At 69.0% G+C, this 13228-nt stretch carries 14 protein-coding genes and 1 pseudogene; 8 read left to right on the forward strand and 7 right to left on the reverse strand.

Features of this window, described 5'->3' with window-relative positions:
- Positions 1-710 (forward strand): annotated as a pseudogene (locus VFZ92_RS21275) (hypothetical protein); the annotation flags it as partial.
- A 468-nt stretch (positions 711-1178) separates the two neighbouring features.
- Positions 1179-1463, forward strand: coding sequence for an Lrp/AsnC ligand binding domain-containing protein (locus tag VFZ92_RS21280; RefSeq protein WP_330877751.1), 285 nt, complete (start codon positions 1179-1181; stop codon positions 1461-1463).
- Between the two features lie 60 nt (positions 1464-1523).
- On the opposite strand, the gene VFZ92_RS21285 is transcribed toward VFZ92_RS21280, so the two are convergent.
- The 4 genes from VFZ92_RS21285 to VFZ92_RS21300 are packed head-to-tail and all read right to left on the reverse strand — an operon-like array spanning position 1524 to position 5771.
- Positions 1524-3188 (reverse strand): cytochrome bc complex cytochrome b subunit, encoded by a 1665-nt coding sequence (locus tag VFZ92_RS21285; protein ID WP_330877752.1) that lies wholly within the window; start codon positions 3186-3188, stop codon positions 1524-1526.
- A complete protein-coding gene (locus tag VFZ92_RS21290; RefSeq protein WP_330877753.1) occupies positions 3185-4309 on the reverse strand; it encodes a ubiquinol-cytochrome c reductase iron-sulfur subunit in 1125 nt (374 codons plus the stop codon). Before VFZ92_RS21290 ends, VFZ92_RS21285 begins: the two co-directional genes overlap by 4 nt.
- A complete protein-coding gene (locus VFZ92_RS21295; RefSeq protein ID WP_330877754.1) occupies positions 4306-5112 on the reverse strand; it encodes a cytochrome c in 807 nt (268 codons plus the stop codon). The genes VFZ92_RS21290 and VFZ92_RS21295 overlap by 4 nt, the downstream gene beginning before the upstream one ends.
- Before the next feature lie 50 nt (positions 5113-5162).
- Positions 5163-5771, reverse strand: coding sequence for a heme-copper oxidase subunit III (locus VFZ92_RS21300; protein ID WP_330877808.1), 609 nt, complete (start codon positions 5769-5771; stop codon positions 5163-5165).
- Between the two features lie 93 nt (positions 5772-5864).
- Here VFZ92_RS21300 and VFZ92_RS21305 point away from each other — a divergent pair, with 93 nt between their 5' ends.
- From VFZ92_RS21305 to VFZ92_RS21320, 4 genes are all read left to right on the forward strand, one after another.
- Positions 5865-6269 (forward strand): hypothetical protein, encoded by a 405-nt coding sequence (locus tag VFZ92_RS21305; protein ID WP_330877755.1) that lies wholly within the window; start codon positions 5865-5867, stop codon positions 6267-6269.
- 51 nt (positions 6270-6320) lie between these two features.
- Positions 6321-6734 (forward strand): hypothetical protein, encoded by a 414-nt coding sequence (locus tag VFZ92_RS21310; protein ID WP_330877756.1) that lies wholly within the window; start codon positions 6321-6323, stop codon positions 6732-6734.
- Between the two features lie 10 nt (positions 6735-6744).
- Positions 6745-7794 (forward strand): anthranilate phosphoribosyltransferase, encoded by a 1050-nt coding sequence (trpD, locus tag VFZ92_RS21315; RefSeq protein WP_330877757.1) that lies wholly within the window; start codon positions 6745-6747, stop codon positions 7792-7794.
- Between the two features lie 181 nt (positions 7795-7975).
- A complete protein-coding gene (locus VFZ92_RS21320) occupies positions 7976-8641 on the forward strand; it encodes a lysophospholipid acyltransferase family protein (protein WP_330877809.1) in 666 nt (221 codons plus the stop codon).
- Positions 8642-8950: 309 nt separating this feature from the next.
- Here VFZ92_RS21320 and VFZ92_RS21325 read toward each other — a convergent pair whose 3' ends face one another.
- Positions 8951-9349 carry a cytochrome c oxidase subunit 4 gene (locus tag VFZ92_RS21325; RefSeq protein ID WP_330877758.1) on the reverse strand — a complete coding sequence of 133 codons (399 nt, stop codon included), beginning with the start codon at positions 9347-9349 and terminating at the stop codon, positions 8951-8953.
- A 33-nt stretch (positions 9350-9382) separates the two neighbouring features.
- Positions 9383-10318 carry a cytochrome c oxidase subunit II gene (gene coxB, locus VFZ92_RS21330; RefSeq protein WP_330877759.1) on the reverse strand — a complete coding sequence of 312 codons (936 nt, stop codon included), beginning with the start codon at positions 10316-10318 and terminating at the stop codon, positions 9383-9385.
- A 231-nt stretch (positions 10319-10549) separates the two neighbouring features.
- On the opposite strand from coxB, the gene asnB reads away from it, so the two are divergent.
- Entirely contained in the window at positions 10550-12478 is a 1929-nt protein-coding gene (asnB, locus tag VFZ92_RS21335; RefSeq protein ID WP_330877760.1) for an asparagine synthase (glutamine-hydrolyzing), read from the forward strand.
- Between the two features lie 149 nt (positions 12479-12627).
- The gene (locus VFZ92_RS21340) at positions 12628-12777 is read left to right on the forward strand and encodes a hypothetical protein (protein ID WP_330877761.1); all 150 of its coding nucleotides are present in this window, start codon (positions 12628-12630) and stop codon (positions 12775-12777) included.
- On the opposite strand, the gene VFZ92_RS21345 is transcribed toward VFZ92_RS21340, so the two are convergent.
- The gene (locus tag VFZ92_RS21345; RefSeq protein ID WP_330877762.1) at positions 12765-13058 is read right to left on the reverse strand and encodes a hypothetical protein; all 294 of its coding nucleotides are present in this window, start codon (positions 13056-13058) and stop codon (positions 12765-12767) included. The genes VFZ92_RS21340 and VFZ92_RS21345 overlap by 13 nt on opposite strands.
- Positions 13059-13228 lie beyond the last annotated feature (170 nt).

The following is a 13228-nucleotide window of genomic DNA, read 5'->3' on the forward strand; positions in this document are numbered from 1 at the left end:
GGTCGCGCCGGGCGGCGGAGACGGCGGCCGACGCGGTGCTGGAAGCGCTGCCGATCCGGGCGTGCACGCAGCGGATCCCGGTGAAGGCGCAGCGGGGCACGCCGTGCGCGCTGCACGAGCTGGGGCGGTGCGCGGCTCCGTGCGCCGGGAAGCAGACGGCGGGGGAGTACTCCCCCGCCGTGGTGGCGCTGCGGGAGTTGATCGCCGGCCGGGACGTGGCGCCGCTGCACGGGCTGGTGGCGCAGCTCGACTCGTACGCGTCGGCGCACCGGTTCGAGGAGGCCGCCGGGCGGAGGGACCGGATGGCGGCGTTGATCCGGGTGCTGGACCGGGGGCAGAGGCTGGCGGCTCTGGCGGCGCTGCCGGAGGTCGTGGCCGCTCGGCCGGACGGGGACGGCGGGTGGGAGTTCGCCGTCGTCCGGTACGGGAGGTTGGCGTCCGCCGGGGTGGCTCGGAGGGGGACCCGGTACCTGCCCGTGGTGGAGGCGTTGGTGGCTTCGGCGGAGACGGTGGTGCCAGGGGACGGGCCGCTGCGGGGGGCTTCGCCGGAGGAGGCCGGGTTGGTGCTGCGGTGGTTGAACCGGGCCGGGACCCGGTTGGTGCGGTGCGAGGAGCCCTGGGCCTCGCCCGCGGCGTCGGCCGGTGGGTGGCGGGAGTGGGTGGAGTTGGCCGACGCCGGGAGGGACCAGTACCGGGAGTACGACCACTGAGGGTTCCGGGGAACCGGGTGACTTGTCGGGTGACTTCCTGGGTGACTTGTCGGGTGCAGTCGGGTGCAGTCGGGCTGTTGGTCCTGGGGACAGTCGCCCCGCTCGCTCAAGTGTCTCGAGCTTCACCCCCGTGTTGTCAATGCGGGAAAGATGCCTTGACAACACGGGGGTGAAGCTGAGGGCGCTGGGGATCGGGGGGACGGGGGAAGTGCGGGCGCCTTCTTCTTGGGTGCTTCCGCTTGGTTCGTGGTGGGACGGTTGCGTGCTGCCGCTTGTGGTGATTCCGCTTGGTCGGTGGCGGGCTCCGCGGTGGGCACGGTTGCGTGTGGTGCGGGTCGGTTGTCGGCCGCTGGGGCCGTGGTCGGTCCTTCTCGGGTGGACGCCGTGGCTGCTGTCGTGGGCTCTGGCGCGACCTGGGTCGCGTTGCCCTCTAGCATTGCCCGCACACCATCTGACTAGGAGGACCCCGTGATCAACGCGATCGTGCTGATCCAGGCCGCTGCCGAATCCATCCCCGAGGCAGCGCAGACGATCGCCGAGATCGAGGGCGTCACGGAGGTGTACTCCTGTGCTGGTGATGTCGACCTGATCGCCATCGTGAAGGTGGCTCGGCACGAGGACCTGGCCGAGCTGGTGCCAGGGCACATCAGCAAGGTGCCCGGTGTGCTGAACACCGACACGCACATCTCGTTCCGGTCGTACTCCAAGCGGGACACCGAGGCGGCGTTCTCGATCGGGCTTGAAGAAGGCTGATCGAGCACAAGCGAAAGGGCCCCGCACCGGAAGTGGTGCGGGGCCCTTGCGCGTCTGACGTCAGGCGTCGGGCTGCTGCGGCTTGCCCGCCAGCTCGCCGGGCATGTTCTCGGCGGAGATCTCCTCCGAGACGCCGTGGGCCTTGCGGGCGTTGACCAGCGCGACGGTCTCCTCGGGGGAGTCCGGGGTGAGGAAGCTGCCGGGGACCGGGTGGCCCGCGGAACCCAGCTTGTTCATCTTCTTGGGCACCGAGGCGCCCTGGTAGGCCAGCGGCAGCGGGTGGCCGTGGTCGTCGACCGGGCCGAGCGGCTGGTGGACCTCGATGAACTCGCCGTGCGGGAGGCGCTTGATGATGCCGGTCTCGACGCCGTGCTCCAGCACCTCGCGGTCAGCGCGCTGGAGACCCAGGCACAGGCGGTAGGTGAGGTAGTACGCCAGCGGCGGCACCAGCAGCATGCCCACGCGGCCGACCCAGGTCAGCGCGTTCAGGGAGATGTCGAACTTCATGGCGATGATGTCGTTGCCGCCCGAGAGCAGCAGGACCATGAAGAACGAGATCGCCATCGCGCCCAGCGCGGTGCGCACCGGGACGTCGCGCGGACGCTGGAGCAGGTTGTGGTGCGCGTAGTCCTTGGTCAGCTTCTTCTCGATCCACGGGTAGACCGCGGCGATGCCGGTCAGCAGCGGGAGACCGAGGAGGAACGGCAGGAACGGCGCCGGGACGGTGTAGTTGCCCAGGTACAGCTCCCACGCGGGCCACAGGCGGATCAGACCGTCGGTCCAGCCCATGTACCAGTCGGGCTGGACGCCCGCGGACACCTGCGCCGGGTTGTACGGGCCGAAGTTCCACACCGGGTTGATCTGGAAGACGCCACCCATGATCGCGGTGATCGCGACGACGACGGCGAAGAAGCCGCCGCCCTTGGCCGCGAACACCGGCATGATGCGCACGCCGACGACGTTGGTCTCCTTGCGGCCGACGCCGGGGAACTGCGTGTGCTTCTGGTACCAGACCAGCGCCAGGTGGACCGCCACGAGACCCAGGATGATCGCGGGGATCAGCAGGATGTGCAGCGTGTAGAACCTGGGGATGATCTCCGTGCCGGGGAACTCCCCGCCGAAGGCCAGCCAGTTGATCCAGGTGCCGACCACCGGGAACGAGATCAGCAGCGCCGCCATCACGCGGAGGCCGGTGCCGGAGAGCAGGTCGTCGGGGAGCGAGTAGCCGAGGAAGCCCTCGATCGCGCCGAGCATGAACAGCAGGATGCCGATGACCCAGTTGATCTCGCGCGGGCGGCGGAACGCGCCGGTGAAGAAGATCCGGAACATGTGCACGACGATCGCGCCCATGAACAGCAGCGCCGCCCAGTGGTGCACCTGGCGGACGAACAGACCGCCGCGGACCTCGAAGGAGATCTGGAGGGTCGACTCGAACGCGCGGGACATCTCGATGCCCTGGAGGTTCGTGAACGCGCCGTTGTAGACGACCTCCTCCATGGAGGGGTCGAAGAACAGCGCCAGGTACGTGCCGGACAGCAGCAGGATGATGAAGCTGTACAGCGCGATCTCGCCGAGCAGGAACGACCAGTGCGTCGGGAAGACCTTGTTGAGCTGCTTCCGCATGCCGCCCGCGAAGTGGTAGCGCTCGTCAGCGGCCTTGGCGGCCCCGCCGACCGCGCGAGCAGCCGCGTTGGGCTGCTTCGTCGGAGTGGTGATGGCACTCATGACTTACGCTCCCAGAACGCCGGACCCACGGCTTCGATGAAGTCACCGCGAGCGATCAAGTATCCGTCCTCGTCCACCGTGATCGGCAGCTGCGGGAGGGCACGGGTGGCCGGACCGAACCGCGGCTTCGCGTAGTGGAAGACGTCGAACTGCGACTGGTGGCACGGGCAGAGCAGCAGACCGGTCTGCTGCTCGTACAACGAGGTCGGACAGCCCAAGTGGGTGCAGATCTTCGAGTACGCGTAGAAGTCACCGTAGTTGAAGTCTTCCTGACCTGCACGCTTGACGACCGGCTGGCCGGGACGCAGGCGGATCAGCATGACCGGACCGTCGGCGCTCTTGATGGCGTGGACGAGCTTGTCCTCGTCCTCCCGGTCGGACTCGCGGAACGGGAAGACGGTCTCGAAGCCACCGGCCTCCAGGTCCTCCGGGCGGACCAGTTCGACCTCGTGGAACCGACCGGTGTGGCGGCGGAGGTAGACCTTCTCGCCGTTCACGGGCTTCCACGCGGTGTGCCAGAGCGACTTGCTGCTCTCGCTGTCCTGCCACGGGTTCTTGATCAGACCGCCGAGCGGGACGGCCAGCACGCCGAGGCCGAAGATGCCCGCGCCGAGGCCGGCGGTCTTCTTGATCAGCGAGCGGCGGCCGAGGGTGCTGCGCTCGCCCGCGTCGGCCAGCTCCGCGAGCACGGTGGCCTGGTCGACCTGGGACGACGGGCCGTCGTGGCGCTGCTGCACCGCCAGCTCGTCCGGGATGAACTTCTTCGTGTAGAGGAGCGCGCCGACGCCGAGGCCGAGGATCGCGATGCCGAGGGTGAGGCCGATGATCGGGTTGTAGAGGCTGTACAGCAGGTGCTTGTCGCTGCCGGGGGCCTCGTAGCGCCACGGCCAGAACAGGAACGCCGCGAGGAACGCCACGCCGCCCAGCGCGGCGATCAGGAACCAGAGCGCGACGACGCGCTCGGCCCGCTTCTCCGCGCGGGTGCCCTTGACCGGCCACTTGTCCTCGTAGTGGACCAGCTCGACGCCGTCCATCTTCAGGCCGAGCTTGACCAGCTCGTCCCTGCTCATCTGCCCGAGCTCGTCCTCAGTGGGCAGCTCGGCCGGCTTGTCGCCGCTCATGCCTTGGCTCCGATCCAGAGGGTCACGCCGATCAGGGCGGCGATCCCCACGATGAACGCGATCAGACCCTCGGATACGGGCCCCAGCCCGCCGAGGGGGGCACCGCCGGGGTTGTTGTTCCCGTCGGTGACCGACTTGATGTACGCGATGATGTCCTTCTTCTCCTCCGGCGTGAGCTGCCGGTCGGAGAACTTCGGCATGTTCTGCGGGCCGGTGAGCATCGCGGTGTAGAGCTGCTCCTCGGTCACACCGTCCAGCTCCGGCGCGAACTTGCCGGACGAGAGCGCCCCGCCGCGGCCGGTGAAGTTGTGGCAGGCCGCGCAGTTCAGGCGGAACAGCTCGCCGCCGCGGGCGGGTTCGTCGCCGCGCAGCGCCTGGCCGGTCTCCTCGGGGCTCTCCGGGCCGCCACCCCTGGACTGGATGAACGCGCCGAGCGCGTCGATCTCCTCAGGGGTGAACTTGACCGGCTTGCGCTGGGCCTGGGCCTCCTGGCGGGCCATCGGCATGCGGCCGGTGGAGACCTGGAAGTACACCGCGGCCTCGCCGACGCCGATGAGGCTCGGGCCGCGGTCCTTCACGCCGTCCAGGGCGGGGCCGTGGCAGCTCAGGCAGGTGTTGTTGTAGAGCTGCTCGCCCTGCCGCACCAGGGCCGGGTCGTCCTGCGCCTGGGCGGTCTGCGGGTTCGGCGCGAGCGCCGTGAACAGAAAGCCGGCGCTGAGCAACGCGAACCCGAGCGCGAGGAGGCCCGAGATCCGCCTGCGCAGCTTGGTGCGCGTCCGGGCCCTCTTGGTGTTGGTGGTCATGTGTGCGGCAACCCTTGCTGTCAGTTCGGGGCTTCGTGCTTCGTGGTGGGTCAGGGCACGATGTAGATGACGGCGAACAGACCGATCCAGACGACGTCGACGAAGTGCCAGTAGTACGACACGACGATCGCGGACGTCGCCTGCGCCGGGGTGAACTTGCTCAGCTTGGTGCGGATGAGCAGGAACACGAAGGCGATCAGGCCGCCGATCACGTGCAGGCCGTGGAAGCCGGTGGTGAGGAAGAAGACGGTGCCGTACGCGGACGACGGGATCGTCGTGCCGTGGTGCACCAGCTCGTAGTACTCCCCGGCCTGTCCAGCGACGAAGATCGCGCCCATGATCAGCGTCACCGTGTACCAGCGGCGCAGACCGAAGACGTCGCCGCGCTCGGCGGCGAACACTCCCCACTGACAGGTGAAGGAGGAGGCCACCAGGATGACCGTGAAGAACAGGGCGTACGGCCTGTTCAGCTCGGTCGGCTCCGGGGGCCAGGCACCTTCGTTCTGGGCTTTCACCGTGAAGAACATGGCGAAGAGCCCAGCGAAGAACATGAGCTCACTGGACAGCCAGACGATCGTGCCGACGCTGACCATGTTCGGGCGGTTCAGCGAGTGCACGCGCTGGCCGGTGGAAGGCGCTGCCGTTGTCACATCACGCATTATTGCTTGCAGGTTTTCCGTCCGCCCATCGGGTCCAACCGGGGCGAACGGCGGCTCACCGCCGCCCGCGAACACGGAGGGTGAACGAAAGCCATGGGAATGCTCGGCTGGTTGCGTGACCGGCTCCGGGGGGATCGGGAACCCGAACTCCTGACCGGATCTCCCGGACTGGTCGTCGTGGTCGAGGCGTTCGACCCGGCGGAGGCCGACTCCGCGGCGCTGGCCCGCTCGCCCCGCTGGCGACCCGATCGGCCCGCGGTGCTGCGCCACCACCTCGTACTACCCCCTGACCAGGTAGAACGTGCCGCCGCACTGCTCGCGCAGGACGGTTACGAGCTGCGGCCGAGCGGTCGCGGGCCCGATCACCTGGAGGCCGTTCGGGTGCAGGTGCTCGACGCGCTGCACTGCGCGCAGGAGCGTTCGCGCATGGCGGGGCTCGCCCAGAGGCTCGGCGGTGACGCACCGGGGTGGGATGCGCTGCAACCGGAGCCCGGCTAGGCCGATAGCATCGCCACACCTGGTCACCCGACCCGCCGGAGGATCGTCCACATGAGCACGCCGACCACGAAGATCCTGGTGTTCAGCCACCGCCCCGAGGTGCGTGAGACGATCATCACGGCCGTGGGTCGTCGGCCCGCCCCGGACCTGGGCAAGGTGGACTACCTGGAGGCGGGCACCATCGCCGAGGTGCTGTACGAGGTGGACAACGGCCACGCCGACCTCCTCATCCTCGACGGCGAGGCGCAGCCGACCGGCGGCATGGGCCTGTCCCGCCAGCTCAAGAACGAGATCACCGACTGCCCGCCCATCGTGGTGGCCGTGCGCCGCCGGGACGACCGGTGGCTCGCGACGTGGTCCCAGGCCGACGCGGTGATCGTGCACCCGCTCGACCCGCTCGCCGCGGCCGAGACGGTGGCCGAGGTGCTGCGGAACGCGGTCTCGCTGCCCGTCGTGCGCGGCTGAGCGCCGGGCCATGTCCAGAACCTGGCCGTTGCTGCTGAACCAGCTCGTCGACAAGGTCGACCTCTCGGCCGAGGACACCGGCTGGGCCATGAACCAGGTCATGACCGGGACCGCGACGAGCGCCCAGATCGCCGCGTTCGTCGTGGCGCTGCGCTCCAAGGGCGAGACGCCCGAGGAGGTCGACGGCTTCGCCACGATGATGCTGGAGCACGCGCGCCGCTTCACCGTGGACGCGCGGGCCGTGGACATCGTCGGCACCGGGGGCGACAACTCCGGGTCGGTCAACATCTCCACGATGGCCGCGATCGTGACCGCCGCCGCGGGCGTGCCCGTGGTGAAGCACGGCAACCGCGCGGCCTCGTCCAAGTGCGGCACGGCCGACGTGCTGGAGGCTCTGGGCGTCGCGATCGACCTGCCGCCGGACCACGTGCGGACGACGGCCGACGAACTGGGCGTCGGGTTCTGCTTCGCGCCGATCTTCCACCCGGCGCTGCGGTTCGCGGGGCCGACCAGGGGCGAGATCGGCATCCCCACGGTGTTCAACCTGCTCGGCCCGCTGACGAACCCCGCGCAGCCCGCGGTGGGTCTCGTGGGCTGCGCGCGGATCAACGCGGCGCCGCTGATCGCGGGCGTGTTCGCCCGGCGCGGCAAGACGGCGCTCGTGGTGCGCGGCGACGACGGGCTGGACGAGATCACCACGACGACCACCACGTCGGTGTGGGTCGCCGACGGCGGCACCGTGCGCACCGACGTGATCGATCCCTCACGCCTCGGCGTGCGGCCCGCGCTCCCGGAGGACCTGCGCGGCGGCGACGCGTCGGTCAACGCCGAGGTCGTGCGCGAACTCCTCTCGGGCAAGCCCGGTCCGGTGCGGGACGCCGTGCTGGTCAACGCCGCGGGCGCCATCGCGGCCCACGGCGGCCTGTCCGGTGACCTGCACGCCGACCTCGCGGGCGGACTCGGCAGGGCGGCCGACGCCATCGACTCCGGCGCCGCCGCCGACCTGCTGCGACGCTGGGCGGCGCGGTCCACCGAGCTGAAGGCTCAGCCGATCGACTGATTAGGCCGTTCGGGGAGTTCGGGGCCCGTTCGCTGAGGTTTCAGTCACTGGTTCACGCACCCGCAACGAAGCGGGTTCATGCTGGTACCACCAACGCGGTCCTGTCGACCGCGTCACCCGGCCAAGCCGTGGCCCGGTCCTGCGCGGCCGAGCCCTCCCGAGCGAGCGAGGAGCGATGACACTGCTGTCCACGGTCATGACGCGAGTGGTTTCACCCATCGCGCGGATGGTGTACCGACCGACGGTCGAGGGCTTGGAGAACATCCCCGGCACAGGGCCCGTGATCCTCGCCGCCAACCACCTGTCCTTCGTCGACAGCATGATCATCCCGATCGTCGTGCCCCGGCGGGTGTACTTCCTCGCCAAGGCCGAGTACTTCGAGGGGACCGGCGTTCGCGGAGCGCTGTCGCGGTGGTTCTTCACGGGGATGGGGAACATCCCGGTGCGGCGCGGGCAGGGGCGGTCGGCTCGGGACTCGCTGGACACGGTGATCAAGGTCCTCGCCGACGGGGAGGCCTTCGGGATCTACCCCGAGGGGACGCGGTCGTTGGACGGGATGCTGCACCGCGGTCGGACCGGGGTGGCTCGGATCGCGCTGGAGTCCGGCGCTCCCGTGGTGCCGATCGGGCTCGTGGGAACGGACCGGGTGATGGCGGTCGGGCGGAAGCTGCCCAAGATCGTGCCGGTGACGGTCCGGTTCGGGAAGCCGTTGGACTTCACGCGCTACGCGGGGATGCAGGATTCGCTGCCGGTGTTGAGGTCGGTCACGGACCAGATCGTGTACAACATCCTTGAGCTGTCCGGGCAGGATTACGTGGACAACTACCAGGCCAGCGCTGCTGCTTGAGTTGAGCTGAGTTGATGGGGCAGCGGTGGGATTCGGCGGCTGCCGGTCCCGTCAGATCGGGTGACTGCCGGTCCCGGCCGGGGTGGCCGATGTGACTCGGGGACCTCTCGATGTGACCCTGTGATCGGGCTCAAGGGCAGGTGGTGGCCACCTGCCCGATCTACCAGGGCAAGGGTCACGTCCCCCGAGTAAAATCGGCCACTGGTTCAGGGAAGGCCCCGGCTCAGGTTTGTTGTCGTGTCGTCATACCGAAAGGGCCGCCCCTGAGGGCGGCCCTTTCGGTTTTGGTTTGTTTTTGCTTTTGTCTTCTTACTCGTGGTTCGGGCCTGTGTGGTACTCGAAGACCAGGCCGCCGATGGTGATCAGGAGCATCACCACGGCGATCACCAGGAGCCAGATGTGCCAGAACGCCATCGCGACGCCCGCTACCGCTGCCGAGGCCGCCAGGGCGATGGGCCAGTAGCTTCCGGGGCTGAAGAAGCCCAGGTCGCCCGCGCCGTCGCTGATCTCCGCGTTCGGGTTGTCCTCCGGGCGCTGTTCGATGCGCCTGGAGACGAAGCGGAAGTAGGTGCCGACGATCAGGGCCAGGCCGCCGGTCAGCGCCAGTGCCACGATGCCCACCGGTTCCTTGGACCAGACGCCGTAGATGACGGCCATCAGGAACGAGAAGACGGTGATCAAGTCAAAAATCCGGGCTTCGACCTTCATGGTTGTTCCTCGCTCTCGCGCTCGCTGCCCGGACTACTTCGAGCCGCCGCCGGACGCCTCGCGGGCGGTCCGATCGGTGTTGAAGGGCTCGGTCGTGGTCGCGTGCGGCGTGCACCAGTCGGCGCAGTTCAGCTCGGTGAGCGCCTCGGCGGCCGTGTAGGTCTTGCCGGTCTTCTCGTTGACCTGCTGGCGCAGCTTGATGTACTTGTCGAAGTCGGCCGACTCCAGGGCGCGGACCTCGAAGTTCATCACCGAGTGGTAGGTGCCGCACAGCTCGGCGCAGCGGCCGACGAACGAGCCGGGACGGTCGATCCGGTCGATCTGGAAGACGTTGTCCTGGTTGTTCTTCTCCGGGTCCGGGAAGACGTCCCGCTTGAAGTGGAACTCCGGCACGAAGAACGAGTGGATGACGTCGGTCGACCTGAGCGTGAAGCGGATCGACTTGCCCGCGGGCAGCACGAGCAGCGGCACCTCGCCGGAGTTGCCGATGGTGCTCACGGCCTGGTTCGCGTTCTCGGTCTTGTAACCGGGGTACTGGAACTCCCAGTTCCACTGGAACGCGATCACGTCGACCGTCACGTCAGCGGGCTTCGACTTGTCCGTGACGTAGTTCTGGGTGATCGCGGTGAAGTAGAAGAGAACCGCCACGATGATCGTCGGAACGACGATGAGCACGAGTTCCAGCGGCAGGTTGTACGCCGTCTGACGAGGGAGTTCCTCGCTCTTCTTGCGGTGGAACGCGATCGACCACGCGATCAGTCCCCAGACGATCACACCCACGACGAGCGCGGCGACCACGGACCAGGTCCACAGCTCGCGCATCTTCTCGGCCTGCGGCGTGACGGCCACGGGCCATCCGAAGCGCAGGACCTCTTCCGTGGAGCAACCGGTGGCCCCGATGCCGACCAGGCCAACCAGCCCGGCGACCTTGGCCGTCCGAGCTGCCCTGGTGCCCTCCTTCAGGCCCACTGCTCGCGCCTCCTCAAAGACGGTGCACGGCCCGCGGGTGGTGGTCTGCGGGCCGGTGAAAAACACGCTGTCCGACCGAGAGGAATTCCTGGCCGGGATCATGCGGGAGCCTAGCCCAGCACGGTGAGCACCACCGCTCGGGGGCAGTGCTCCGTAGTGCAGTTTCGGTCACACCGAGCGACCCCGGCATACTGGTGCCTTCCTTACGCGACACGAAAGGTGCCAATCGCTGTGTGCGGCTTCGTGGGACTGGTTAGCCCAAACAAGAACGAGGCAGAGCACGCGCGCTCCGCGGTGGCGGCGGCGCTGCGCTGCCAGCGGCACCGCGGGCCTGACGAGAGCGGGACGTGGCAGGGCGACGAGGTGGTCTGGGGCTTCAACCGCCTGTCGATCATCGACGTCGAGCACTCCCACCAGCCGATGCCGTGGGGACCGCCGGAGGAGCCGGGTCGGTACACGATCCTGTTCAACGGAGAGATCTACAACTACCTGGAGCTGCGGGCGGAGCTGACGAGCAAGTACGGCGCGCGCTTCTCCACCGACGGCGACACCGAGACCATCGTCGCGGCCTACCACTACCTCGGCCCGGCCGCCGTGGCGCGGCTGCGCGGCATGTTCGCGTTCCTGATCTGGGACTCGCAGCGCAAGGTCGTCTTCGGCGCGCGCGACCCGTTCGGCATCAAGCCGCTGTACTACGCGGTCGGCCCGAACGGCGTGGCGCTGTCGAGCGAGAAGAAGAGCGTGCTGGCCCTCGCGCCGACGATCGGCATCCAGCCGCGGCTGGACCAGAAGGCGCTCCAGCACTACCTGATCCTCCAGTACGTGCCGGAGCCCGAGTCGCTGCACGGGGACATCCGGCGCATCGAGTCCGGCACCTCGTTCACCATCCGCCCCGGCGGCAGGCCCGTCATGGAGCGGTACTTCCCCGCGACCTTCCGGCCGCGCGCGGTCCGCGGCGAGTCGGACGAGAACCGCCTCTACGACGAGATCACCGAGGCGCTGCGCGACTCCGTCGCCAAGCACATGCGCGCGGACGTGACGGTCGGCTCGTTCCTGTCCGGCGGCATCGACTCCACGGTCATCGCCGCGCTGGCGAAGGAGCACAACCCGGACCTGATCACGTTCACCACCGGCTTCGAGCGCTCCGGCTTCTCCGAGGTCGACGTGGCCGCCGAGTCGGCCGCGGCGATCGGCGTGAAGCACGTCGTCCGGACGGTGACCGCGCAGGAGATGATGGACTCCCTGCCGCTGATCACCTGGTACCTCGACGACCCGGTGGCGGACCCGGCGCTGGTGCCGCTGTGGTTCATCGCCCGCGAGGCGCGCCAGCACGTGAAGGTCGTGCTGTCGGGTGAGGGCGCGGACGAGCTGTTCGGCGGTTACACGATCTACCGCGAGCCGCTGTCGCTGGCGCCGTTCGAGAAGGTGCCCGGCGCGCTGCGCAAGGCGATGGGCAAGGTCTCCACGAAGATCCCGCAGGGCGTGCGCGGCAAGGACCTGCTGCGCCGCGGCGCGCTCACGCTGGAGGAGCGCTACTACGGCAACGCGCGCATCTTCATGGACGACCAGGTCCGCGCGGTGCTCAAGACCTACGACCCGAGCGTGACGCACATGGACGCCACGGCGCAGGCGTACCGCGAGTCGGCGAACTGGGACCCGGTGACCCGGATGCAGCACGTGGACCTCTTCACGTGGCTGCGCGGCGACATCCTGGTCAAGGCCGACAAGGTGACCATGGCGAACTCGCTGGAGCTGCGGGTGCCGTTCCTGGACCCCGAGGTCTTCAAGATCGCGTCGCAGATCCCGTCCGAGCTGAAGATCACCAAGGACACGACGAAGTTCGCGCTGCGCAAGGCGATCCGCGACATCATCCCGCCGCACGTCCTCAACCGGCGCAAGCTGGGCTTCCCGGTGCCGATCCGGCACTGGCTGAAGGAGGAGATGCACGACTGGTCGCTCCAGATCGTGGCCGAGTCGCAGACGGACCAGTACATCGACAAGGCCGCGGTGCGCCGGATCATCGAGGAGCACCGCAACAACGTGCAGGACCACAGCCGCCGCATCTGGGCGCTGCTGGTCTTCATGCTGTGGCACGGGATCTTCGTCGAGGGGCGCATCTCCCCCGTCGTGCCGGAGCCGCACTACCCCGTCAAGCTGTAGGCACTCGATCGCGAAAGCCCCCGCCTCGGCGGGGGCTTTCGCGCGTCGTGGGGTCGGTCACCCGGCCGGAGACTACCGTTTGGTAGGGCTATCGCAGGTCAGACCACTCGTCCTACCGTCGGAACGTGACTACTCCAGAGGCTGCGACCATGACCGAGTTGATCGAGGACTGCGCCGGGATCCCGCGGTCGATCACGCACGCGGAGCACCCGCTGCCCGCGCCCCGCGCCGCCGCCTCGTGGGAGGTCGACGAGAGCACCGCGCGGCGGTTCGAGGGGCTCAACGACTACGGCGTCTGACCCCCGGTCCCGGGAGCGCAGGCGGGGCCGCCCCGCCAGAGGGCGTCGGCGGTGCCCGCCTCCGGGTGCTCCTCGTAGAGCCCCGCCTCGAACTCGATGACGTCCGGGGCCTCGTTCAGCTCGGCCACCTGCTGGATGACCCCGGCCTCGTGGGCGCGGAGCAGGTCGGGGCGGGCGGCCTCCGTGCCGGAACCCTCGCGGACCAGTTCGGCGTAGCGGCGGATGCCCGGCAGGGGCGTGCCGGACGAGCGCAGCCAGCCGACCTCGAACTCGGTGAACACGCGGTGGCCCGAGGAGTCGCGCCCCCGCGGGCTCCACGAACAGGTGTTCCCGCTCGTGGAACCGCAGCGTGTGCGAGCGCGATCGTCCTGGTCGAGAGCGGGGAGGTGCCGCTGCGGCTGCCGCTCGGACCGGACACCTACCGCGACGTCCGCGCGTCGCCGGTGGCCCG

Origin of the sequence: Umezawaea sp. (assembly GCF_036375055.1) — a bacterium.
Lineage (GTDB): Bacteria > Actinomycetota > Actinomycetes > Mycobacteriales > Pseudonocardiaceae > Umezawaea.